Origin of the sequence: Rhodopirellula baltica SH 1 (assembly GCF_000196115.1) — a bacterium.
In the GTDB taxonomy this organism is placed as follows: domain Bacteria; phylum Planctomycetota; class Planctomycetia; order Pirellulales; family Pirellulaceae; genus Rhodopirellula; species Rhodopirellula baltica.
On record NC_005027.1, the window covers coordinates 2,226,390 to 2,252,180 of the forward strand.

Sequence of the window (25,791 nt, forward strand, 5' to 3'; positions counted from 1 at the left end):
CGCTTGGCACGGAAAGCAACGCAAGGGGCACATCAACAAGTTGACGACCAACAGAGCGATGAAGAGCGGGGTTTTCATACCTCAAAGTCTACCAACGCTCAATTACCAGAGCAACCTGAATCTGGCAGAAGCCAAGCGTTTGACCGACTCGGAGAGCGTCGCTTGACTCGTCAACCACATGCCCACGCACTAGGACGAGCACTCTTGCCCGTCAGCCATTGAAGCGTTCACCCCAACTAAAGAGACATCAGGGGGTAACGCGGACATTGCGGCATTAAGTTTGTCTCTGCCTCACGCCCCAACGGGGCAACTCTTTCATAGCAGCCTGTTGATTTAGTCGTATACCGAGTAACAGCTATTAGCCGATGGGCGTTAGCCGAATGGCACTTACTTTGCGCTAAATTCTTGACGAACTGCACTTTAGGCACATGGTTTGCGCATAGAGGCTTCTTTTCCCAATAAGGAGCCATTTTGGCATGAACTATACCGGTCCAAATCACGAAGCTGACCTCCAGTTCGACCGCTCTTTTGAGTTGTTGCAGCAGCTAGTCAACTTTGAAGATGCCAACAAGCTCTTCGAGCAACAAGCTCATACCGTCTATACGGCATGTGTTGTCCTGTGGATGCTCGTTTACCAGCGACTCAAGCCGGATGCCTCGCTTGAAAACGCAGTCAAGCATTTACTCGATACGCGACCGACTTATCTTCCCGAAAACAAACGCCTGGAAGACAACACGCTCTCGGTCGCAACGGGTGGCTACAGTCGTGCTAGATCTCGCTTACCGTTAGAAGTCGTTCGTTGGTTTGCCGAGGAAGTGAGCTCGGGGATCCTTTCTGCCACCGAGCCGGCGGTGGACGAACAACGCGTGTTCTTGATCGATGGAACCACGTTGGCACTGGCCCCGGAAAAAGAACTCCAGCAAGCGTTTCCACCGGCAAGCAATCAGCTCGGTGAAGGCGTGTGGCCTTGTGTGCTGTTGACGGTCTTTCACGAACTCGCCAGCGGTGCAGCGATGCTTCCACAAGTGGGACCGATGTACGGTCCTGAGGCGATCTCCGAAACGCAACTTGCTCGGCAGGGGTTTGAGCAGCTTCCGGAGAATTCGATCATCATGTCCGATGCAGGATTTGGGATCTTTGGAATCGCACATGGGGCAATCGACGCAGGTCACGACATCCTGCTGCGAATGAAGAAGGTGAACTTTCAGTCGCTGCAGAAGGATGCCGAATTGATCGAACAATCCGAGCACCACAAAACTTATCGGCACACCTGGAAACCCACGAAGAAGAATCGCCAGACGCAGCCAGATCTCCCGTCCGACTGCCAGTTGGATGTCTATTTGCATGAAGTCCAGGCGACCGACACGCTGACACTTTATCTGGTCAGTACGCTTGCGCAAGATGCTTTCGCGTCTGCCTCGCTATTTGAGCGACGCTACGACGTAGAAATTGACATTCGCAACTTCAAGGTGGTCATGGACGCCGAGAACATTCGCGCCAAAAGCGTCGACACATTCATGAAAGAACTCTATACGTCGGTGGTGGCTTACAACCTGACCAGCCAGCTTCGGATCGAAGCGGCGGCCTTCGAGAAAGTTCCGCCGCGTCGAATGAGCTTCAAACGAACGTGGACCACGTTTCAAACCTTCCTCCTGCGGCACATGCACACGGAGCCTGAGCGTTGGAGAATGGCCTACCAAACAGCATTGTCGATCGCCCGCAAGGACAAGCTACCGATTCGCAGCAAACGTAGTTATCGCCGCGAGGCCTACCGGAAACGCCCCAAAAACATGCAGTTTGAAAAACGCACGAAACCACCGTCTAAAATGAGAGACTCGGATCTAAAGTAAGTGCCATTCGGCGTTAGCCCCGGTTGGCGTCTGACTAACCGCCGCTAACGCGGTACGGCTCATTAAATCAACAGCCCGATAGCCCCAGGCATCGCCTGGGGTTTCGTTCGGAAGGCTCCAACGCGAGCCCCAACGGGGCGGCCCTACGCTTTTGTCTCGAATGGCCAACGGCCTCGTTCAACATAGAGCAGAAAAACACCGCCCCATTTTGGCCAACGGCCAAACTCAATTCAGAACATGTGGGTTGATGTTGGCCGTAGGCCAACTCATTTCCCTTCGTTCTCGATCCCTGGAGCGATGCCCCAGGCTACGATGACGAAGGCCTTTGGCCAACAAAACCGAATGCAAAAAGCGCAACTTCAAAACTCACGCGTCGGGTTGTGATGGGGGTGCTTGGCCGACTCTGACGGGCAAGAGTGCATTTGTCGACCAGAACAGGCTGCCCGCCAGAACGAACGCTTGAGCAGTCGACCAAAGCACCAACGCGGACCACCAATGGATCACGATTTGATTCTCCCGGACCAGCGATCCAGCCCGAAGCCATCCATCCGGCGCGAGCAACCATCCACCAGCGACGACCAACACACCGGGTACCGCAGTTGCCACCAAAATCACAAAGGACTTGCCGATGCCTTTCGCAGACGCGGCCAGCAAGAGACTCGCGACGTCAACCAAAGCATAGATGGCCGCGAACCACATCAAGCGAATCGCCAGCGGTTGGATTTCGGCTCGCTCTTCGTCACTGATCCCACCCAACGGTATTTGCAACAGAGTTTCTGGGAACGCGGCGAGTGCGATCGCCAATGTCAGTGCCACCACGACCCCCAGCCCCATCCCTCGCCGGATCGTATCCGACGCCAAACCAATTCCTTTCGCTGCCAGTGCTTGCCCAGTCACAACCGTCACCGCGGTACCCAACCCAATCGCTGGGATCGATAACAACTGATACATGGTGAGCGCAGCGGAGGTCGCTGCCAGACCAGTGACGGATGCCGCACCAATCACCAGCAACACAAAACTGAACAATCCCGAACGAATCAATTGCTGCAATCCGATCGCGGATCCTGGAACGATGATCTCAGTCATGACATGACGACTCGGCCGCCAGGCCGCCCGAAAATGACGTCCAAATGAATTCAAACGCATCAACATCACTGCAAACACGGCCACTTTGAACCACATCGCGATGGTCGTTGCGAGAGCAGCACCGAAGACACCCATCGCGGGCAATCCCAACCCGCCAAAGATGAACCAATAGTCCAAACCGACATTCAAAACCGACGAGGCGATGTTGGTTTGCAAAATCGGTCGCGTCACCCTTCTTCCCACGAAGAACGCGGTCAGGCCGGCTTCTAACATCGACGCGGGAGCGACCAATAACAACGTTTGAAAATAGCGTGCCTCCTGCTTCGCAAGTTCGACGTCGTGCCCAAACGCTTCGAACAGATTCGGGCTCATCCAACCGATCAATGCGAAGGCGGGTACACAAGCCAACGTGAACCACAAGCATTGCCAGAGCAGAGACCAAACCCTCAGCGCGACCGCTCCCCGACCACGCTTCCTGCCCATCGCCATCGCAGCAAGTGGAGTGATGAAACCCATCGCGGTGACGGGAATACAAGCGATCGCCCAATACAAGTTGCCCGCTGCCATCGAAGCCGCTGACGACGTCGGCCCATACCACATCAACAGCGTGCGATCGGTGAAGAGCGTGATCGAGAAACAACCAACGGTGGCCGCCAGCGGAATCGCAACCGCCACCATCGCTCGATAGCCGTACGCGTCGCGCTCGATTCGACGGGGCGATTCAGTCATGGATTCCTGCGAGAGAGAGGACAGCGGCCAACCGCCAGGGCCAGCAAAATAAAAAAGATGGAAAGTGCGAGGATCACGACGCGACGTGGTTGATCGAAACGCGATCACCCTCTGGCTCAAAAAATGCAGTGCAAGCACGCAACCAATTCGCGACTTCGCAAGCGAAACACGTGCCACCGCTTCGCGTCTCCCAACGTGACAACGCAAACAGGAAAAAACAATGTCCTCGACCAGCTTTTCGCAACGAAAACTCCACGGCCATGGGCACGCTCCAGCCGCCCAATTTCGCACCCGCCCCGGCAGTGGACTACTGACGCGAACGTTAAGCGCGTTGGTTGCTTTGATCAACCAATCTGATCGAAAGCTGACCGACGCCGGAGTCATCAATCCGATTGCGGAACGCGTGTCTGTGGTCGCAACTCGACGACGCTGAGCTACTCCCCACGACCTTTGGCACGGTCGTTGCTTAAGCCGAAGCCGACGGAATCGCAAACAACATCACGGATGATCTGAGGATCAATCACCCGTTACCAACTCCATCGGCTGGGGAGCCATTCGCGATGAAAATCGGCATCATAGGTCATCTCAAATTTCCCATCGCGAAACCCTACGCAGGAGGTTTGGAAGCATTCACTCACGCGTACACAAACGCGTTGAAGAACCGAGGTCACGAAGTCACATTGTTTGCTTCGGGAGACTCGGATCCGCAGTTGCCTCTGCAAAGCATCATCCCAAACGCAACCATCCCTGAATCCCACGCACGCCTCGGACGGATGTGCCATGACTGGATCGAAAGCGTTGAAGACGAAGCCTATGCGGCATTGATGCTGCAACTCAGTACGAGCGACTTTGACGTGATTCACAATCACTCGCTCAGCCCCATTCCTTTGCAGTTCTCGCATTTGCTGCCAACGCGTTTGATGACCACGTTGCACGCTCCTGCCTTGCCCCGCATGGCAGCGGAACTGCGTCGCCGGGGCGGAGACGCTTGCGGACAGTTCATCAACATCTCCAATGCGAACGCGGATGCTTGGCGTTCGTTGTTGCCGGAACAAACGGTGATCCACAACGGAGTCGACACTTCGTTCTGGGTTCGTTGCAAAGAACAAAAACAACGGCGAGCCATTTGGTTTGGTCGTATCCTCCCTGACAAGGGAACTCACCTGGCTTTGCGTGCCGCCCATCGTGCTGGCATTCCGCTCGATGTTGTCGGCCCGATCTCCGATCAAAACTACTTTGATTCAGAAGTCTTGCCACTGCTTCGTCCAGACGACGCCTATCACGGGCACCGCACTCACGAAGAACTTTGCACGTTGATCAGTCGTTCCGCCGTGACCCTTGTCACACCCTGTTGGGATGAACCCTTCGGATTGGTCGTTGCAGAATCGCTGGCATGTGGGACACCCGTCGCGGCATTCAATCGCGGTGCATTGCCTGAATTGATCGGCAAATCCACCGGCCGATTGGCCAAACCGGGAAGTGTTCGTGAACTGGCTCAAGCGATTCTTGGTTGCATGAAGGTACCCGGCGAAATCTGCCGCCGGGTCGCACAGGAACACTACAGCTTCGATCGCATGGTGGAGCAATACGAGTCGCTTTACCAAAACCAATCCGACTGGAGCTTTCCAAACGAGGTCGCAGCGTGATCGATCAACAACCTCACGTGGGCTTTTACGTTCACTATCACGGAATGGGCCACAAGCATCGAACCGAGGCCATCCTTCGCCGGCTGCCGGTGCCCGCTTCGGTTGTTACCAGCCGAATTCATGACCTCGATTGGAGCGGACCGACGCTCGCAGACGTCATCGGCATCGATTGTGACAACGATCATGTTCCAGTACGTGGTATGCAGCACGCACAGGATGTTTCCGCGTTGCACTACGCACCCCTGTGGACCGATTCCATCACCAAACGAGTCGCCCAGTACACGCGTTGGCTGGATGAGACTCGACCGGATGTGATGGTGATCGATGTCTCCGCAGAAATATCGATGCTCACGCGTTTGGCGTCGATTCCGCAAATCGTGATGCGGCAACATGGGCGTCGCGACGACCCGGCTCATTTGGCAGCTTACGAAGCCGCACACTCACTGCTCGCACCATTTCCACAGTCGATGGAAGACGACATCACGCCCGATTTCGTACGAGAAAAAACGGTGTACCTGGACGGGTTTTGCCGTGAGCAAACGAATGAAACGTTGGACCCTACTCAAGAAACAATACAAATTCGCGAGCGGCCGATGATCGTGGTGATGTTTGGTCGAGGAGGAACGGGTGACGTTCACCAGCATTTGCGAGATGCGGCAACCATGGTTCCACACGCAGACTGGGTCGTTTTGGGAAAAGACGACGATTCGAACGCCGAACGAACACCGTCGAATTTGTTCTTCGCCGGTTGGCAAGACAATCCTGGCAAATGGATCGCCAATGCCAGCGTCGTCGTCACTTCAGCGGGTCACAACAGCGTGATGGAACTCGGGCACGCACGGTGCCGATTCATTGCGATTGTAGAAGACCGTCCCTTCGAAGAACAAATTCGAAAAGCCAAAATTCTCAGCCGCGAGCGGTTGGCGATCGGACTGACAGGTTGGCCTGCATCAACCCGGTGGCCGGCTCTGATTGAGGAAGCAATGTTGTTGGATCCATCGCCATGGCGAGATGTCTTTGAACACGATGGAGCCTCCCAGGCGGCAGAGCATATTGCTCAAGTCGCTCGCTGGTCGCACGAAGCCAGAATGTCAGGGGAGTTGGTGACGCTATGAGAATCAGTGTTCTCACCATCGTTCGCGGACGCCAAGCACATCTCGAAAACCAACTGAAGGGATTGCTGCAATCAACCGTCTTGCCACACGAATGGATCGTCGTCGGCATGAACCAGGAAGTCACACTGCCTGATTGCAAACGTTTTCCGATTCGTACATCTAGCGTTCATTATCTCACCGAGCCACTTCCCTTGGCACAAGCCCGCAACCACGCGGCATCGCTATGCACGACGGACGGGATGGTGTTCTTGGACGTCGATTGCATTCCATCGCCCGACCTGATCGGAAAGATGGTGAATGCCATTCAAGCAGAAGACCGCTTGTGGATGGGACGTCCCCGCTACCTCCCTGCGGGAGCCGCCGACGGCGACTGGCAAATGGATCAACTCCAACAGCAAGCTGTCGACCATCCTTTGCAACCACAACTCGGAGATCACGAACGACATAGCTCCGAACGATACGAAATGTTTTGGTCATTGTGCTTTGCAATCGGCCAGTCATCTTTCAAACGAATCGGAGGCTTTGATGACACGTTTGATGGCTACGGTGGCGAAGACACCGACTTCGCATTTTCTGCTAGGAATGCCGGTGTTCCATTTGGGTTCGTCAACGCAGTCGCCTATCACCAGCATCATTCGGTTTGCAAACCACCCCTGAACCATCTCAAGCCAATTGTCGAAAACGCTGAACGGTTTCGCCGCAAGTGGGGCGTATGGCCGATGGAATCCTGGCTCAACGCCTTTGCTGAACGAGAACTCATCGACTTCGACAAGGACGACGACTCAATCGCAATCCATCGCCTGCCGACTGAATCGGAAATTCAAAAAGCAACGTCACTGACACCGGCCGGTTTTTGATCAAGCACCCAAGATTGAACAAGCGGAACCAAGTGAACCGAGCGTTCCCTTGAATGGCTGAATGTCGGATGTGGTGGAGCCCATTCGTTTACACAATCTTCCCTGAGCTTTGTTCGCGCCCAAAGGTCGCGTTCCAAGATTCACCCTCCTGAACGCAAAGGTCATGCAGTTTCTAAGTGCTGTCCTGCCACGCGTTTGTCATCACCCTCCCTTGGGACGTTCGATTTACAACTTGCGTATTCAACTACTGTGGGTTGAACGTGTAGTTGTAGTCGGGGAGATCTTTGTCGTATTCCACGTTCGGTGGTTTCGGCACTCTTTTCCCGCTCTTGCGAACAGGCTGGAATTCGGGGAGTTCTGCTGTGGTGACGTTCAACCCGGTCTGGGTGGATGTTGATTCAGCAGCCTCTGCTACGTCCGAGGCTGTTGAAAAAATTCGGCCTGAAAACGCTCGTTCGACGTGGCTAAACTCTCGCCGTTCAATCGGATTGTATTTCGAGCAATGAACCGGATAGTGGGCCACCTGAATCGGCAACCCGAGTTCATTGGACAGTTCCTGAAGATGGTGCTTGAGCGTGTTTGAACGGTAGCTGTTGCTGCCACCACAATCACACAAGAGGAGAATTCGCTTGGCCGAGGCGTGCTGGACCGAACCAACTTCTTCCCAGTACCTTTGAAACGATGCCACCGCGAATTCACCGGTGTCGCTACCTGTGGTCACTGTCACGTGCCCCGTGTTTTCTTGCACGTCGTAGATCCCATGCGGTGTGACTTCGCCATCACTGTAAGCTGGTAGATCATGGTCGAGAACTTCCGCTGCCTGATTGGCAATCACGTCGCCGCTACGGTGGACTTCACCCAGCGATTCCTTTCGTTTGCTATCAATGCTAAACACAGGATCTCCCGTGTTTTTGTAGTCCTCGATGGACTTCTCGATCTTTTCAAACTGCTCGTCACGGTCGCGACTTGGCGCCTTGGTTTTTGATTTCACCTGCTGGCGAGTCTTGAACCCCATCTCGCCGAGCAAACGAGAAACCACTTCGTTTGCAACCTTGATTCCTCGCTGGAACAATTCTCTGACAATCTCAGCGACCGACAGATGCGTCCACTTCAAGCCAGGCACGGTGGGACTACCGGCAGTATTGTCTTGGATCACTGCCCGCAACTCATTCATGAGTGACGGACAGCTCAGTTCTTTTTTGGGCGGCCACCTCCTTCGACTCGCTGGCGTCCTTCCAGGGGATCACCATCAGCAAGGCTCTCCAGCTCTTTGATGCCACTTGCGATCGTGTTCTCACAGCAGCCAAGTACTTTGGCGATGTAGCGGATGCCTCCGAAAGGAAGCTTCCTGGCTTCGATCGCTGCGTAGCGTCGACGATCCTTCTCGCCGAGAGTCCGAAAAAAGTTTCGCATGTGGGATTCGACCGCTTGGTCGAAGTGGTGTTCCATTGCAAGTGTCATGACACACTCCTTCAAAGTCAAAGATCCTTTCAGTCCATTCGATAACCCCATTGTAACGAGCAGGCGATTTCAGCCGAATGCAATGCTAGCAAAGCGGTTCCGCAAGTTGTAAATCGAACGTCCCTTGGGAGGGTCGAGCGGAGCGAGGGGAGGGCCGAGCATTGGATCCAGCGCGTAACCCTCCCCGGCCCGAAGCGGGCCGACCCTCCCAAAAGGAGGGTGAAGCAAGACTGCACGACCTTCCTTCCGCGCGGGCGGTAGTTGCAAGATGTCACGAACACAGCACCTAAAAACTGCAAAACCTCAACGCAGTTGGTGAGGGTCGGAATCCAAGCGTTCAGCGAGGAAGCCGGGGAGGGCAGTACGCGCAACTCCCAACTCAAAGCGCTCCCGCGTTCATCGAGCCAGCTTCGCTCCACTCCCCGAAACTTCATTCGAGAACGCATTCGCTGCAGTAAGTACAACCAAATGCAGTATCAGACCACGACAACAGCTGGCTGGAAGAACGAAGTCCAGTTCTGGCACGGTAGTTGCGACTCATCAATCTCATCAAGCAACCGTTTGATGAAATTACCAACTACAGCAAACTGAAGGATCTCACATGTCTCTTGAAACCAAAATCGACTTGAACGAAACCACCATCGAAAAGCTTCAAAAGCTGATTCGGGCCAACATCGACTCGTACAACGGCTTTCACGAGTCCGCAGAAGAGCTGAAGGATGAGCGTTTGGCAACGTTGTTCCGCAGCATTGGCGACGAACGTTCGGCGATGGCCAGCGAACTGCAGCAGTACGTCGAATTCAACGGCAAAGAAGCCGAAGACGACGGCAGCGTTGCCGCCAAGACGCACCGCATTTGGATCAACATCCGAGGCAAACTCAACGGCGGCGATGCAACGGTCATCTTGATCGAAGCTGAGCGTGGTGAAGACCACATCAAGGAAGCCTACGAAGATGTCTTGAAGGACACCGCAGGCAGCGCCATGAACGATGTCTTGACCGCCCAATACGCCAAAGTCAAAGCCGGCCACGACAAAATCCGCGATCTCCGCGATGCCTACAAAGCCAGCTGATCTCGGCTGGTCAAATCATTTCGGTTTCCAAACCGAACAACGAAAGCCATGTCCCATGACATGGCTTTTTGTTTGCGCCAACGACATTCTGCTCGAGCTTTAGCCGGAGCCAAAAGTGGTATAGGCGTCCAGCCTGTAATTGCTTGTACCAAATCCTCAAAGCCCACACCACAACTCCGACTCCTATTCTTCTTCTTCGTTCACAACCAAGCCCAACTGGTCAAAGCAAACTCAACAGAGCTTTGAGCTATGCAAGCAACCGCCATCATTGACCAATGATGATCGCAAAGCAACCAAAAGCATAGCCGAATCGAACGACGTCCCGGTATCCCGAACAACGAAGGCGAAGAAGATGAGTGTGCGATTAGCGAAGATCAGTGTTCAGCAATTTCACATTTCAAGAACACTGACCAGCTGCCATCGCACACTACTGGCCCCTTCAAAGAGCGACACCCTAACACTGCTGAATTTCTTTCGACGGAATCTTCCCTGACATCGCCTTCAACCAACCGGACGATTCCTGAACTTCCAAAAACTGCGACATTACCAACGAGCTTTGCCAAACAACGTAGATCCCTCAAATCCATAGCAAAAACAACATGTTATGCGACCGCAACACTACGCAAAGGCATCCAACGTCTTGGCAGCCGCAAGTCCGATGTCTGACCAACGTGTATCGGCCCACAATCGGTCGAAGTTTGTAAGATCGCAATCGAAGCAATCGCAGAACGCGATGAATTCGGCGTCGAACGCAAACGCAGTGTCAAGCTCCACAGACGACAGCGAATCGCGAAACCAAAGTTGTTCCCGCATGAGGGAAGAGTGTTGATCCCATTGGCACGCGAGTTCGTTTGGCACGTGGACGTAGGGTACGGTCTCGGTGTATCTCCGCTGCCTGTCAACGCAAGATAGGTCAGCAAGCGTGTCAAGCATGTTCCGTCGAGAATTCGCAATGAGTTCTGCCCCAACCATTTGACGAGGCCACAAAGCGGAATTTACAACAACACGGCGCCGAACCAAACGAGCGATGTCTGAATTCCGCTCAATTATACCAATGCCATCCCACGCGACCAACCAAGGAAGGACTGCCGAAGGAACAAGCGTGATAACCGCGCTGATTGCAAGTTACGTGAAGGTCAATGTACGAACGATCGCCTCGAATGCAGATCGCCAGCGTCCAAACAAATCGGGGTGTGCTTTAAATTGAAATTGATAAGCAGAATCGCCGAAAACGATGAAATATGAAATCGCGGTAAGCGTGAATCCCCTTTGTGACGACGTAAATTCATGCCATGCAACGTCGTAGCCATCGCAGGAAAACGAGCCACTACCGTGCCCTACGTAGTCTGCGACACCGGTTTGCAGAAAAGCGACGTTGCCGATCATGTAGGATTCAGAGTTGGAAGCCGCGTTTGATTCACGCGTCACCAAGAGTTGTGGCTGAATCTCGTTTTCGTCTTCCTCCGGTGCGGCGGCAACGAAGATATCATCACCTCCACCATTCCAGATATCCCATTCGTCGGGGATGTTGAGGCGCACTGAGTTGTCAGATGTCGAGTGACGCATGACTTAAGCGCTCAACGGAAGGTTTTTGCCACACCGCCTCAAACGAAGCGAGCGATGCCTGAACTACGAGAAATTGTACCAAGGCCGGCCCGCGACGCCAAAGTGGCAAGGTGTGCCGCAGCCCAAGCGTAAACACCATGTTGTGCGACCGGCGCGTTACTGGAGCACCCAATCTGGGTCGACGTTAATGTCAGCAGGTGTGAAACGGAACCCCAACGCCGCCCAAGCCGCATACATTGCTGCATGAGCAATCGCGTCATGGGCGTCCCAGCCGAGATTGGAACCAGCGATTGAAAGGACGGCCACCGTGCGGTCACGATCTGCCAAGCGAGTTGCATATCGAATGCCAGAGCAAGCGGAGACACCGTAGCCACGGGTGAATGTTTCGGGCGCATTGAAGTTGGTCTTAACAACCGAGTCGCATTCAAGATCGAGCACAACAAATGAGTCACCATCGAATGGTCGAATCTCGACGACAACCGTTGCGGTTTCCTGAAGGCGTGCAACAGTGGCGGATGCTTGTATCACAAGTAATCTAGGTCACACAACGAGAAAGTTTTTACAACACCGCCCCAAATGAATGGAACGATGCCTAAACTACCGAAATTGTACCAACGCCAGCTCGCGTGACCAACCAAGGAAGCTGTGTCGAAGGCCTAACGCAGAAACCTTGTTGCAACACTCGGGGCACTACATTTGCGTCTGATTGCCAGAGAAAAGTGCCGCTGGTGCGGTCTTGCGAACCAACTTCAGGTAGTCCATTGAGCGCATCTCGGGGCATGCCATTACAGCATCGCAAAATTCAGGGGGCGGCGAGTATTCGTAGGCGTCGATATAGTGAAGAATCAAAGACGGCGCGACGAACAGTCGGTCACCGGACGGGACAAACAGATTGGAAACGCCGAGTTGGGCAGTGACGTTGTCAAGCGTGATCTGACATGGGCCATCGGTGAAGCGGTGGAAGTCACAAGCATGAGCGCCCATTGCCACACAGGGTTGCCATGGATTGACGAGCAACTGGTGCAGACGAGCGAATACCTCAGCGGAAATGTCGCCCTTCGAGTAGGCGTGACCGCGAGAAAGCCAACCGACAGCGATCAGCTTGCCCCCATGATCAGATGTGAAGTAGTCGCAGGGCGAGAGGTCAACGTAGTGTGCCATCTGTTAACGCAAGTGCCCTACAACGGAAGCTTCTTACAACACCGCCCTAAACAGAGCGAGCGATTCCTGAACTACAAGAGATTCTACCAAAGCCAGCCAGCGTTACCAACCAAGGAAGGTGTGCCGCAGGCCTCGCGGCAAACCCATGTTGTCGGTCGCTGAATCGCGTGTCAGGTCTCCATTTCAGTGGGCAAACTTGGGAGGATCCGTGCTGGCGGTCTCCGATGCCGTGAAACCTCGACAAACGTAAAGCCAATCATCGCACTCGGATATTTGGACGTGGGCACATGCGTGAACGTACCACTGATGACAGAGCGTCCGCCGTATGCAAAACCGGGACCGCCCCTCGGTTGCAAACCTGCGTGAAAGGCGAAGCGGGAGAAATCCGGGACAACAATGTCGATCATCAATGAAGGATCGAAGGAAGTGTTTTCAGAGTCGACAATGACGAAAACGCCATCGATTGTGCCACAAAGGTGTGCGTTGATGCGACAGGTCACGGATTCCATTTGACATACGCGAATCAGTTGTGCGACGTCCATGGGCAGCCTGCGACCGACAATGAAAGGTTTTTACGACACCGCCCTAAACGAAGCGAGCGATGTTTGAACTACGGTAGTTGTACCAAGGCCATGGCCCGTTGCCAAAGAAACGAGGTGTGCCCGCAGGGCCTCAGCGTAAAACCCAAGTTAGCGGCCACGGCAACTTGCGTTTTGGTTTGACCGTGCCATCAACTCCCAAGTCTTCGAGTGGAATATCGGGCCATTCCATAGGCAATGTCACCAATGGCAATTCGGCCGAAATTTCAAGTGGTCGCCGGGTGAAGAAGAACTGTTCGACCTGAGCAAAGTGTTTGCCATTGTGAAAACGGTACAGCACGGCGCGGAGTTGCAGATAGTAGATGCCGGGTTCGCGCACGATCGAAAACGGGATTAGGTCCGGAATTTCGATCGAGTCCGCATCAAGGTCGACCGACTCGTACACCGAGTAGCAATCCGTGACGGCATCTCCGGGCGGGTCGCCATTGAATGGTGGTGGCGTATCAGCAGTCGGGACGCGAAAAAATGCGACGCCCAGTGTGAGTCCGCGAGCGGTTGGCAAGTTCGAGTGCTTAATGGCTCCGTCAAAGATCAAATTTGCCATTTCGGTATTGGCCGCTAACGGAAGGTTGTCACGACACCATCCGAAACGAACAATGTCTGATTAACGAGTGATTGTAACAATGCCAGCCCACGTGACCAACCAAGAAGGGTGTGCCGCAGGCTACAGCGCAAACACCCCGTTAGGCGACCGGTCCATCGTCGTGCGACCAGAAGTCAGTGAATGCAGCCCGCTGCTCCGCGTCGTAGTCGGTGTCAACTCGCCCCGCGTGAAGAGGATTGCCATAACATCCGTCATTTGCATCTCGAAGGTAGAAGCCGTCATCAAGTACGACAATGGGAGACATTGAGTCATCGCAGAGGACAGAATTGATACGCCGTCCAATCATCGAACTGGCATCAATACCACTTGTTTCCCCGGGCATTGGAAAAGTGTCGATATCGGCGAGCGAGACGTCAGCGACGAACAGGTCGAGCACGAGACCAGAATCAAGTCGAAGGTAATGCGATCGAAATTGGGCGGGGCCGATACCGGCGTGAACGAACTCGGGTTCGGAATAAGTGGAATGCCCGATTTCGAGTAGACGCGAACCAATGATGCGATCAGGGGGAAGCTCGGGCATCGTGTGCGGTAGGTCCCGTAACGGAGGTTTCTGACGACACCACCCTGAACGAAGCGAGCAGTGCCTGAACCACGAGAGATTGTATCAATGCCAGCCCGCGTGACCAACCAAGGAAGGTGTGACGAAGACCTAGCGTAAAAACAATGTTGTGTGCCACTAGCGCCGAAATCGAACGATGCGAATGAGTCCGTCAAAGTCACATTTACCGAGTTCGTCTTGCATCATCGAGAGCACGTCATCAGCGGAACCGCCACCAGTACCTGCCCCAATCAGCGGAAATGCCATGGATTCAAAGTTGTGTTCAGTAGCAAGGGCGACGGCATTGCGTGTTGAATCACGTATCGACTGTTCCGAGGAACGCCACCACATGCTGATGCCAGCAACGTGGATGATGGATTTGAAGGGAAGCTTGCCAGCGCCAGTAATGACCGCGCCGCCGAGCGTGATGGGTCCGAGTTTGCCCAGCTCGCGGAACGGAACGCAACCGCCCCGTTTTTTGATGGCACCGGAGACACCCTGCGGCAGAAGCAGCCACCATGGAATGATGTTGCGGTTCCAAGCGTTCACGATGACGTCGACGTCTTGGTCGAGGAGATCCCCATCAACGGTTTGGAGTTGCATCAATCTGTGGCACACAACGGAAGTTTTCTACGACGCCACCCTAAACGAAGCGAACGACGTCTGAACTAAGGGTGATTCTAACAAAGCCAAGGCCCGCTACCAAAGAGACAAGGTGTGCCCGAAGGTCCTCAACGTAAACACAATGTTGGCCGACTCAGGTTCGTAGATACATGCCGGGCATCTTTTCGACGTTCTTGAACGCGAATTCCTGCCATTCGGCGAATGTGTCGAGTTTTTCGTTTGGGTTAAAGAACAACATCAAACTGCGTGACAGCACCCAAACACAGCCAACCTTGAAGCTGAGCATCCGGTCGCTAGATTCGGGATCATTTAACTGGTCGGAATCAGCCCCATCATTCCATTGGTGCAATGCGCGAAAGATGTCGTCCGTGTTGTTTGCAGGGAAGTCGGCAAGCGAATCGTAGAGGACGGTGAAGTCGGAGAGGTCATAGCGCTGCCCACCGGATTCGAGGACAGAACGCAAAAGTCGTGCGACGGATCCCGTCAGCCCAGCGGGCGAGTCGTAGCCCCACGAATAGATTTCGTCGTGGATGTATTGAAGCAACGTATGCACTAGAGTCGGCCAACGGAAGTTTTTTACGACACCGCCCTGAACAAAGCGCGGCCTGGATTGTGAAAGAACATACTACGGCTAAACGACGTGACCAACGGAGGAACGTGTGCCGAAGGCGTCACAAAAACATCTTAACCTCCGTCGCCGCGTGCCAAGCATAGTCGCCGCCAAACTTCACCTGACATTTCGTTCTGCAAACAATTTCTTAGCATCTTGGCAAAGCGTGCATCTTCCTCGGCCAATTGTTCAAACAAGGAAATGAACTCATCGCCATGTTCACCGAGCAAATGTTCCACCGGACCAGCAGCAAGATGCCGGTGGGTATCTTCGGTACCGGTCCGATAGGCCACAAGAATGAATTTCCACTGAGACGCTGCTGATGCAGTGAAGTTCATCGGCACGACGTACTCGCTAGCTGTGCTTGGTGCATCGTCTAGCAACCAAGGAAGCTTGGGAATCGACGACGAAGCGTCATCGCCACAGAGTTCGGAATTCCATGCGATAGCGAACGCATTCCAGTCCGACTCCGATAGATCATCCCAGCGTGAATCAATCAACAGAATGCAATCGAGTTTAGCGGATAATGCAAGCTTCTCGCGACACCGCCCGCAATGATGCGAAAGGTGCCTTAACCACGCACATTGTATCGGTGCCAAATCGGCAGAACAACCGAGAAAGGTTCCTCAAAGATCCAGCAATGGACACGCGCCGTCCGCTTGCCGCACTTCCAGAACTGCCGGTCGTCGCCATTTGAGAGACCATGCATCCGCGTCGTGCATTGTCGAACATCGGAGACCAACCCGATGCATGGCGAGCAACTCGACCTCAATCCAGTATTCGAGAGATAGCAAGGATCGAAGTGCGGTGAGCCAGACGTGGTCAACCAAGATCGGACGGATAGCAACTTCCATCGGCGATAACGTGATTGAAGTTTGCATCCACGCAATCATGGCAAGCACGACGTCGATCGCACCAACAACGATGCGATCGACGCTTAGACATTCGGCTTCCACCCGGGAATACTTCAGTGAGCGCCCCCGTGAGTCACGCCGGGCATGCTCGCATCACCACAGATCCGTTGGTTAGACAGCGTCCAACAACTCGATCTCAGTGGTCATTGATGACGAGTCTTCCTCGTCATTGAGTTCTGTCATTGCTTCGTCCACTCCGATCAGCGTGGCTGCAGCGGTTGACGCTGATCCGGCGAATGACGATGCGATCGTGCGTCCTGGTTCTTCAAAACCGATGACCTCGCCGCTGTCAAAGAACTCATCGACTTCATCGCTCAAAAGCTCATTGCGTTCAGAGTTCGCAAATGGCACTTGTGGTGCATTGAACTCACCCGACGCAGTGTTGGTCGACAGCTCCATTCGATTGAGGTGGTTGATCACAAGCAACGCATCCAGTGCCGTAACGCTCGCGTCGCGATTGACATCAACGAAGCTACCCAGCAAGGGTTCACCACCGGCATCGTTCAAACGGTTCAGCTCGTTGATCACCATCAACGCGTCCAAAGCGGTTGTTTCACCATCCGCCGATGTGTCCGTCGGCTGAAGAATGTTCGTCGCCGCCCGATTGGTCAACGTATCCGAACCAGCAGACGATCGAATCGAGAAAATACGATCGCTTGATAGCGGTTCAAAGATGACCGCGTACAGTTCGCCAGCTCGAAGATTTGCCGTCGCGACTCCGTTTTGGTAGGTGCTGACTGTCAACGTATCAGCGTCGACGATCCGCACCGTTTCGCTCAAGCTGGTCACACTAATCGGAGTGACCGTGACCGTTGTGTCCGTCAACGCTTGGAAGATGATTGCCGTTGGAATGCCATCACCTGGAATCAAATGCGGACGAGCCACAAAGGTCGGAACCAAAATTCGCGTCTCACGTTCGTTGATATCATCGTTGAGAATGACACCCTCCGCATCCGCTTGCGAAATCACCGTGTCATCGCTGGCGTTACTCAGCACGACAGCGAAGCTTTCGTTGGATTCGACTTGAGTATCACCTGATACGTTCACGGTGATCGTCGCCGTCGATTCACCATCGGCGAATGTCACTGTTCCGGTCGGCAACGTCCCACCAAAGTCACTCGAATCTGCTGGATTGTCTCCGCTCCCGACCACCGAATAGTCCACCGTGACGGTTCCAATCGTATTTTCTGCTCGAGTCACGGTGAACGTGAACGCGGTGGTTCCTGAGTCACCTTCAACGCGTTGAGCGTTGTCAGCAGCGATGCTCAACGAAGCCGCAACTGGTACCGCCAAATCTGATTCGAACGCACCGATGTCGACGCCTGGACCTTGCGGTCGCGAAACACCCCGTTGATCGGTTGTCACCCCGGCCAAACCTCCCGCATCCAAAGCCGCGCTTCCCGAGAGCAAAGGAATCGTTGGAGTTGGACCACCAAAGTCGCCCAGTGTTCCAAGACCTGCGTCGACATCGACAAGGTTGTTTCCGCTATCGGCAATTGCCCCCAATAGATTCGAATTGGTTGAGGCGTTGTTCCGCGAAACAATCGAATTGATTAACGATAACATGCCCGCCTCGACCGAAATGCCCCCACCCTGTGAAGCTGAATTGTCAGCGACTGTGACACTAGTCAACGAAACGGTTCCACCTTCGCTCAAAACACCGCCACCATCATTCGACGCCGAGTTTGCCGCGATGGTTGAATTAACAACGGTGACCACACCACCATCTCCGTCAGCAAAGATGCCGCCGCCGTCGATTGTGATGTTGTTGGAAATCGTCGAACGGGTGACGACCAGAGTTCCCGTCGAGCTGTTCCACAGACCACCGCCTTCACTGGCGGCCGTGTTCCCATTAACGACAACTTCCGTCAGCTCAACGGAACCATCGTTTGAAATGTGAACCGCGCCTCCGTTACCGGGTGCCGCGGAACCGCTTGGGCCAGCCACGTTGTCTATAAGCGATCCACCGGTGAACGAAGTGGTCGATCCGCCGATGGCTTCCAACCCACCGCCAGCACGATTGGCAGTGTTGTCTGAGATTGTTGTGTTGTCGATCGTTGCAGTTCCAGCATTGAAAATGCCGCCACCACTTCCAGACACACCATCGGCAACGTTGTTTCGAATGGTCGCGTCGCTGATCACCAGCGTTCCACCGACATTGAAAATGCCTCCCCCTCCATTATCCGCGTCATCACCCGACGCGACATTCCCGTCGATGACTGTCCCGTCGACTGTCATCGTTCCGGTCCCATTCCAAAGTCCGCCACCTTCGGAAGCAGCGACATTCCCGTTGACCGTTCCGCCAGTGATCTCCACCGAACCATTTCCGGTGACGTGAAAACCACCACCGTTTCCAGGTGCCGCCGTCGCCGGCGAAACACCGGCGTTGTTCAGATTTAGCGAAACGTTCAGCAAGGTTGTCGACGAATCCGCGGTCGACTCGATCCCTCCGCCAGCTCGGTTGGCGCGATTGCCGGTAATCGTTGTTCCGGTCATTTCCACCAAACCACCAAAATTCAACAGTCCGCCGCCGCTTCCCGCCGATCCACTGGCAACGTTATCACGAATCGATCCATTGGTGATTGCGATCGAGCCACCGTTGTTGAAGACGCCACCGCCACCATCGTCTGCTCCTTCACCCAACGCGGTGTTGCCTGAGATAGTGGTGCCATTGATCGTCATCAATCCGCTACCGTTCCAAAGTCCGCCACCTTCGAGAGCAGCGGAATTGTCGGTGACAGATCCACCACTGATCGTTAGCTGCCCATCACCACCGATATGAATACCGCCCCCATTTCCAGGTGAAGCGACAGCAGGAGAGACACCGGCGTTATTCGATGAGATCGTGGTTCCGCTGATCGTGTTCAGCGTGCCAGAGGTTGCTTCGATGCCGCCGCCAGCACGATTGGCGGTGTTGTTGGAAATGGTCGTGTTTCCACTCACCGTCAACGTTCCGCCATCATTCAAAATCCCACCGCCACTGCCGCTGGCACCGTCGGCGATGTTGAATCCGATGACCGCGTCGATCACGTTCAGCGTGCCGCCGTCGTTGAATAAACCGCCGCCACCGTTGCTGGCGTCATCGCCACTGGCGACGTTCGATGTGATCGCCCCGCCGTTGATCGTCATCGTTCCGGTCGATGAGTTCCATAATCCTCCGCCCTCGCTCGCCGCCGTGTTGCTACCGAAAATGGCCAAGTTCGATGTGACGTTGGCTGCTCCGGTCGAGTGCAATCCGCCACCGTTGATGCCGGCAAAGTTGTTCGAAACATCCGTTCCAAAGTTTAATGTCACCGTCCCATCGATCACTTCGATGCCACCTCCAGCTCGATTGGCCGTGTTGCCCTCGGATGGAATCGCCCCACCGATCTGGCTCAAGTTAATCGTCACCGCACCGTCAGCACTGAAGATACCGCCGCCACTTCCCAAAACACCGTCAGCCGCGTTGCCACTGATTGTCGCATTGCTGACCGTCAATGTTCCGCCGTTGTTGAAGATCGCTCCACCGCCGTCATCCGCCGCGTCACCCGAGGCCACGTTGCCGGTCAGAATCGTTCCGTCGACCGTCATCGTTCCGGTGTTGTTCCAAAGACCGCCGCCTTCACGGGCCGCCGTGTTATCGCGAATCGTTCCGCCCGAGATATCCGCGTTGCCATCACCCGAAATATGCAGTGCACCACCGTTACCCGGCGCGGCAGATCCATCAGGTCCGGCAACGTTGAGTTCCATCAACACATCCGTCAGCGTTGTGCTGCTACCCGCGGTAGCTTCGATCCCGCCACCCGCACGGTTTGCGGTGTTGTCGCTGATCTCGCCGCCCGAAACCGTCAGCATTCCCAGGTTCAGGATGCCACCGCCGCTGCCCGAAGCACCGTCGGCAAAGTTTCCTGTGACAGTTGCGTCAATGACACTCAACGTTCCACCGACATTGAACAGTCCGCCACCGCCGTTATCGGCATCATCACCGGAGGCCGTGTTGCCGCTGATCGTGATTCCAGTCACGGTCATCTCACCGGTACCGTTCCACAAACCACCACCTTCGGATGCCGCAACGTTGTTGTTCACCGTGCCGCCACTGATCGTCACCGTTCCGGAACCGGTGACGTGCAAACCACCTCCGTTGCCGGGCGCCGCCACCGCGGGACTGATACCGACGTTGTTTCCGTCCAGATTGACATCGGTCAACGAAGTGGAGGATGCATCGGTGGCTTCGATTCCACCACCGGCGCGGTTGGCCATGTTGCCGCTGATTGTTGAACCGGTGATTGTCATCGAACCGAGGTTCAGAATGCCGCCACCGCTTCCGGCAGTGCCGTCAGCCGTGTTGTTGTTCACAGTGGACGAATTGATTGATACGGTTCCGCCATCATTGAAGATACCGCCACCGCCCTGATCAGCATCGGCACCGCTAGCCAAGTTGCCTTCGACGTTGGTTCCGACCAAAGCGATCGTTCCCGACACACTATTCCAAACGCCTCCGCCTTCTGCACCGGCGGAGTTGCCGGTAATCGTGGCATCAATGAAATTGGCTGTCCACGGTCCGGAGGTGTGCAGTGCACCACCATTGATTCCGGTCACATTGCCGTCGAATTCAGTTTCAAAGAACGTTGCGTTGCCAGCGTTCTCGACACCACCACCGGCACGAGACGCGTCGTTGTTGGAAATGGTTCCACCACGAACCACCAACGTTCCGCCGTTCGCATTCAGGATCCCGCCTCCGTTCCCGAGTCCCGCCATGGCGGTGTTCTCAATCACATCGCTGTCGGTGATTGTGACGACACCTCCATCATTGAAGACACCTCCGCCACCTTCACCCGGTTCGTCGCCACCACTGACATTGCCAGAAATGCTTGAGTCCGTAATCGAAACATGTCCGCTTTCGTTGGCAATCCCGCCACCATCGCCTGATGCCACGTTGCCGGTGATCTGTGCATTCACGATGGACAGCGTTCCGCCAACGGCTTGCAACGTCCCCGACGCGGCGGGCCCGGTGACTCGATAACCATCGGGTGAACCGTCCCCGTCAACATCCACGTCTGTGTTCACTCCATGCAGCACAATCTCACGCAATGACATCGGCAACAAATTGTTGTACTGACGAGCTTGATCGACATCACTCAGGTCGAACGTGTAGGTCTCGCTGAAGTCGATTGTGCCATCATCAGCCGTGGGGAAGTCAGCCAAGTTGAAATCGGCCAACGGTGAATTCCCTTCCAAAGGAACCGGTGCACGCGGGCTGGACAAATTCAGCAGCACATTGCCGTAACCGGCAATCCCTTCGCCAACCGTGATGAAGCCATCCCCGTTCGCGTCATCGCCGGCGTCCGGCGTACGAGAATCGATCGCGACCCCGCCTTCACCCAAGAAAGGTCCCGGGATCGTTCCGGTTGTATCCAAGTCCGAAGCAAACCGCCCGTGGATGTGTTGAATGTGAGGTTGATTGGGAACCAAACCAGATGCATTGATGTTAACCGTGATCGACGGATTGTCGGGGTCGCTGGTATCCACAGTGACCGTCGCCGTTCCGCTCACGCCAGAATCATTCAGTGCACTCAGTGAAGTTTGGAACGTTTGCGATGTCACGTCGACACCGCTGTCATTGAAGATACCGCCCCCGATCGGTGCGGAGTTCTCGCTCACCAAAGTCCCGTCAACAGTCAAACTCCCGGACACGCTATTCCAAAGTCCACCGCCTTCACTAGCGGCGATGTTGTTCGAGACCGTCCCGCCGGTGATCGTCACGACACCACCACCGGAGACGTGCAACGCTCCACCATTACCCGGCGACGCCGAACCATCTGGCCCGGCGATATTTCGATCCATCGACACATCGGTCAACGTGGTCGAGGATCCAGCGGTCACTTCAATCGCTCCGCCAGCACGATTGGCAGTGTTTTCACTGATATCGCTGCCGGAAACGGTCAGCGTTCCTTGGTTCAGGATGCCGCCGCCGCTGCCCGATGCACCGTCGGCAACGTTGTTGATGACCGTGGAGTCCGTGACGATCAGATTGCCGCCAACATTGAACAAGCCACCTCCACCATTGTCCGCATCGTCACCCGATGCTGTGTTGCCGCTGATCGTGGTGTTAGTCACGGTCATCACACCGGTTCCATTCCACAAACCACCGCCTTCGGAAGCAGCAACGTTGTCGTTCACGGTGCCGCCACTGATCGTCACCGTTCCGGAACCAGTGACGTGCAAGCCACCTCCGTTGCCAGGTGATGCCACTGCGGGACTGACGCCAACGTTGTTTCCATCCAAGTTCACATCGGTCAGCGAAGTGGACGACGTTTCAGTTGCCTCGATACCACCACCGGCTCGATTGGCAGTGTTGCCTGAAATCTCACTGTCTTGAATCGATGCGATCCCCGCATTCCAAATCCCGCCGCCGCTGCCGGCAGCACCCGATGCTGTGTTTCCGTTGATCTCGCTGTCCGATACTGACAGTGACCCGCTGTTATGAATTCCGCCACCACCTTCGGTTGCATCGCCCCCGATCGCGGTGTTGTCCGTGATCGTTGCGTCGGTGATCGTCACGCTGCCACTGACCGGAGTGATCAACGCAACGGCAACGGGAGCCGTTACGCGAAACGATGTCCCATCGCCCAGATCCACGCCACCCGGAGCAGTCCCCATGGCCGCTGCATCAATTGCATCCGAGATCGCAGTGTCAACCGTCTGCCCATGCAGCACGACTTCGCGAAGACCAAGCGGTGCCAGATTGTTGAACTGGCGTTCTTCATCCGCGTTTGTCAAATCGAATGTGTAGGTCGTGTCGAGATTGAACTCGGTTCCATTGGGGAACAGAGCCGCCGCATCGATGTCACCAGCACCCGCCAAAGCGAGGAAGTGCGACAACGGAGGAACACCGTCGGGTGGATTCGAACCGTTTGGTCCTGCATCTCGCATCTGGGTCGATGTCAGATTCAAAACGACTGGCCCGTACTGCGGACGTCCTTCCAGGAAATCCAAGAAGCCGTCGGCGATCGTTCGTCCATCGTCATTGGCCAAAGATGGAGCCACCGAGTTGACCGGTGGAAAGCCATTGGCCGCTCCACCTGCACCGTCGAAGAACGGACCATCGCCCTGATTTAGAATCGGCAAGTTTGCATTGCCGGCGAATTGACCGTGAACGTGAGCGACATGTATTGCCCCGGGAATGCCGGACAAATCTTGCAGCCCCTCCGCATCGATCACGACACGAACGGTGCGAGTTGTTTCCGATGGCGATTGAACGATCACCATGCCGGTTCCCGAAACGCCGGAGCCATTAAGACTCTCAAAGGTCATCGAGAACATCTGATCCGACAAAGCTGCTGCCTCGTCGTTATAAACGCCGCCCCCTTCAACCGCCGTGTTTCCACTGATCGTGGTCCCATCGATCGTCAGCGAACCTGCAGCCGAATTCCAAAGTCCACCACCTTCGACCGCCTCGTTGTCTGTGACCGAACCACCGGTGATCGTAACGACACCGTCGTCACCAACATGCAGTCCGCCACCATTGCCGGGCGCCGCGACCGCGGGTGATACCCCCGCCAAGTTAGATGAGATCGATGCGTCGGCGATCGAAGTTGTGCTCCCGCCGGTCACCTCGATCCCGCCACCAGCCCGATTGGCTCGGTTGTTGGAAACGGATGTGTTGCCACTGATGGCGAGTGATCCTCCATCATTGAGAATCCCCCCGCCGCTCCCGCTAACACCGTCGGCGATGTTGAATCCGATGACCGCGTCGATCACGTTCAGCGTGCCGCCGTCGTTGAACAAACCGCCGCCGCCGTTGCTGGCGTCATCGCCACTGGCGACGTTCGATGTGATCGCCCCGCCGTTGACCGTCATCGTTCCGGTCGATGAGTTCCACAACCCTCCGCCTTCGCTCGCCGCCGTGTTGCTACCGAAAATGGCCAAGTTCGATGTGACATCGGCTGCTCCGGTCGAGTGCAATCCGCCACCGTTGATGCCAGCGAAGTTGTTCGAAACATCCGTTCCAAAGTTCAACGTCACCGTCCCATCGATCACTTCGATACCACCACCAGCACGATTAGCAGTGTTGCCCTCGGATGGAATCGCACCACCGATTTGGCTCAAGTTAATCGTCACCGCACCGTCAGTGCTGAAGATACCGCCGCCACTTCCCAAATCACCGTCAGCCGCGTTGCCACTGATCGTTGCATTGCTGACCGTCAGTGTTCCACCGTTATTGAAGATCGCTCCACCACCGTCGTCCGCCGCATCACCAGAGGCCACGTTGCCGGTCAGGATCGTTCCGTCGACAATCATCGTCCCGGTGTTGTTCCAAAGACCACCACCTTCGCGGGCCGCTGTGTTGTCGCGTATCGTTCCGCCCGAGATATCCGCGTTGCCATCACCAGAGATATGCAGTGCACCACCGTTGCCCGGCGCGGCTGATTCATCAGGTCCAGCAACGTTGAGTTCCATCAACACGTCCGTCAGCGTTGTGCTGCTACCTGCGGTGGCTTCGATCCCGCCACCCGCACGGTTTGCCGTGTTGTCGCTGATCTCGCCGCCGGAAACTGTCAATGTTCCTAGGTTCAGGATGCCACCACCGCTGCCCGAAGCACCGTTTGCGATGTTTCCTACGATCGTTGAATCATCGATCGTCACGTTTCCGCCATCATTGGCCAACGCACCGCCGCCCATGTCAGCGTCATCACCAGTCGCAATGTTCCCCGTCAAGGTGACGTTGGTGAGCGAGAGTGATTGCCCCGATCCGACGTAGATGGCACCGCCCGATTCCGCCACTCCATCTCGCAGCGTCACCCCGGAAAGGTCGACGCTCACCGCATCATCCCCTGACGCGTTGATCGCAAATATTCGCGATGCATTGTCGCCACTCACGATTTGGCTGGATGAATCACCCAAGGAGATCCGAAGCGATTCGGTGATCTCCAATTCGCTGCCCAAAAGAATCGAGCTCAAGCCATCGGCAAAGCTGATGCTGTCGATTTCGGTCGAGGTAGGACTACCGGCTTCGGTATCCGCATTGATCGCAATATTGCTGTTCGACGCCTGAATCGCCTCTCGTAGACTGACCATGCCATCTTCGGCGACGACGTCCAAAGCAGTGTCGACGACATAGGCCGCCAGAACACGACGCTCCTCGAGACGCTCGCCGATCAATCGATTCAGAGTTGCACGGCGTGTTTTCGTTCTGCGTCCTCTCAGTTTCCGAGATTTCCCAAGTTCTTTTTCGGAATGAGAAGTGTCGTGCTGATCAAGTGATTGATTATCGAGCAAGCGGGCAGAACGAAATCCGAACATACTGGTCTCCGGTGAGTCAAAGATGGGGGGAGGTGGGGCAATATCTGGTCACCCAGATCGCGCAATCCCCCGCGTTT

The 25,791-nt window shown here is 55.2% G+C and carries 18 protein-coding genes; 6 read left to right on the top strand and 12 right to left on the bottom strand.

The window, feature by feature from the left end:
* The first annotated feature begins 476 nt into the window (after positions 1 to 476).
* Entirely contained in the window at positions 477 to 1,850 is a 1,374-nt protein-coding gene (locus RB_RS08540; protein ID WP_011119835.1) for an IS4-like element ISRba1 family transposase, read from the top strand.
* 366 nt (positions 1,851 to 2,216) lie between these two features.
* Here RB_RS08540 and RB_RS08550 read toward each other — a convergent pair whose 3' ends face one another.
* Positions 2,217 to 3,665, bottom strand: a complete 1,449-nt coding sequence (locus RB_RS08550) for an MATE family efflux transporter (protein ID WP_164921734.1) — start codon at positions 3,663 to 3,665, stop codon at positions 2,217 to 2,219.
* Between the two features lie 220 nt (positions 3,666 to 3,885).
* Between RB_RS08550 and RB_RS08555 the strand changes: the two genes are divergently transcribed.
* From RB_RS08555 to RB_RS08570, 4 genes are all read left to right on the top strand, one after another.
* On the top strand, positions 3,886 to 4,098 hold the full coding sequence (locus RB_RS08555; RefSeq protein WP_164921735.1) for a hypothetical protein: 213 nt from the start codon (positions 3,886 to 3,888) through the stop codon (positions 4,096 to 4,098).
* A gap of 127 nt (positions 4,099 to 4,225) precedes the next feature.
* Positions 4,226 to 5,311 (top strand): glycosyltransferase family 4 protein, encoded by a 1,086-nt coding sequence (locus RB_RS08560; RefSeq protein ID WP_011119846.1) that lies wholly within the window; start codon positions 4,226 to 4,228, stop codon positions 5,309 to 5,311.
* A complete protein-coding gene (locus tag RB_RS08565; protein ID WP_011119847.1) occupies positions 5,308 to 6,426 on the top strand; it encodes a hypothetical protein in 1,119 nt (372 codons plus the stop codon). The genes RB_RS08560 and RB_RS08565 overlap by 4 nt, the downstream gene beginning before the upstream one ends.
* On the top strand, positions 6,423 to 7,283 hold the full coding sequence (locus RB_RS08570) for a glycosyltransferase family 2 protein (protein WP_011119848.1): 861 nt from the start codon (positions 6,423 to 6,425) through the stop codon (positions 7,281 to 7,283). Before RB_RS08565 ends, RB_RS08570 begins: the two co-directional genes overlap by 4 nt.
* 244 nt (positions 7,284 to 7,527) lie before the next feature.
* Here the strand turns inward: RB_RS08570 and RB_RS08575 are convergent, their stop codons facing one another.
* On the bottom strand, positions 7,528 to 8,457 hold the full coding sequence (locus tag RB_RS08575) for an ISAzo13 family transposase (protein ID WP_011119850.1): 930 nt from the start codon (positions 8,455 to 8,457) through the stop codon (positions 7,528 to 7,530).
* Positions 8,458 to 8,471: 14 nt separating this feature from the next.
* A complete protein-coding gene (locus RB_RS08580) occupies positions 8,472 to 8,744 on the bottom strand; it encodes a hypothetical protein (protein ID WP_164921736.1) in 273 nt (90 codons plus the stop codon).
* A gap of 601 nt (positions 8,745 to 9,345) precedes the next feature.
* Between RB_RS08580 and RB_RS08585 the strand changes: the two genes are divergently transcribed.
* Positions 9,346 to 9,816, top strand: coding sequence for a PA2169 family four-helix-bundle protein (locus tag RB_RS08585; RefSeq protein WP_007324679.1), 471 nt, complete (start codon positions 9,346 to 9,348; stop codon positions 9,814 to 9,816).
* Positions 9,817 to 10,941: 1,125 nt separating this feature from the next.
* On the opposite strand, the gene RB_RS08600 is transcribed toward RB_RS08585, so the two are convergent.
* The 9 genes from RB_RS08600 to RB_RS08645 form a co-directional block, all read right to left on the bottom strand.
* Complete coding sequence (locus RB_RS08600; RefSeq protein ID WP_011119857.1) at positions 10,942 to 11,382, bottom strand: hypothetical protein; 441 nt, start codon at positions 11,380 to 11,382, stop codon at positions 10,942 to 10,944.
* 156 nt (positions 11,383 to 11,538) lie between these two features.
* The gene (locus tag RB_RS08605) at positions 11,539 to 11,910 is read right to left on the bottom strand and encodes a hypothetical protein (RefSeq protein WP_164921737.1); all 372 of its coding nucleotides are present in this window, start codon (positions 11,908 to 11,910) and stop codon (positions 11,539 to 11,541) included.
* A 162-nt stretch (positions 11,911 to 12,072) separates the two neighbouring features.
* A complete protein-coding gene (locus RB_RS08610) occupies positions 12,073 to 12,543 on the bottom strand; it encodes a DUF7919 family protein (protein ID WP_011119859.1) in 471 nt (156 codons plus the stop codon).
* Positions 12,544 to 13,215: 672 nt separating this feature from the next.
* The gene (locus RB_RS08620; RefSeq protein ID WP_011119862.1) at positions 13,216 to 13,686 is read right to left on the bottom strand and encodes a hypothetical protein; all 471 of its coding nucleotides are present in this window, start codon (positions 13,684 to 13,686) and stop codon (positions 13,216 to 13,218) included.
* Positions 13,687 to 13,825: 139 nt separating this feature from the next.
* Positions 13,826 to 14,266 carry a hypothetical protein gene (locus RB_RS08625; RefSeq protein ID WP_011119864.1) on the bottom strand — a complete coding sequence of 147 codons (441 nt, stop codon included), beginning with the start codon at positions 14,264 to 14,266 and terminating at the stop codon, positions 13,826 to 13,828.
* A gap of 156 nt (positions 14,267 to 14,422) precedes the next feature.
* On the bottom strand, positions 14,423 to 14,887 hold the full coding sequence (locus RB_RS08630) for a macro domain-containing protein (protein ID WP_164921738.1): 465 nt from the start codon (positions 14,885 to 14,887) through the stop codon (positions 14,423 to 14,425).
* Between the two features lie 154 nt (positions 14,888 to 15,041).
* On the bottom strand, positions 15,042 to 15,461 hold the full coding sequence (locus RB_RS08635; RefSeq protein ID WP_011119867.1) for a hypothetical protein: 420 nt from the start codon (positions 15,459 to 15,461) through the stop codon (positions 15,042 to 15,044).
* Between the two features lie 131 nt (positions 15,462 to 15,592).
* On the bottom strand, positions 15,593 to 16,018 hold the full coding sequence (locus tag RB_RS08640; RefSeq protein ID WP_164921739.1) for a DUF6869 domain-containing protein: 426 nt from the start codon (positions 16,016 to 16,018) through the stop codon (positions 15,593 to 15,595).
* A gap of 525 nt (positions 16,019 to 16,543) precedes the next feature.
* Positions 16,544 to 25,714 (bottom strand): choice-of-anchor Q domain-containing protein, encoded by a 9,171-nt coding sequence (locus RB_RS08645; protein ID WP_011119870.1) that lies wholly within the window; start codon positions 25,712 to 25,714, stop codon positions 16,544 to 16,546.
* Between the last annotated feature and the right edge of the window lie 77 nt (positions 25,715 to 25,791).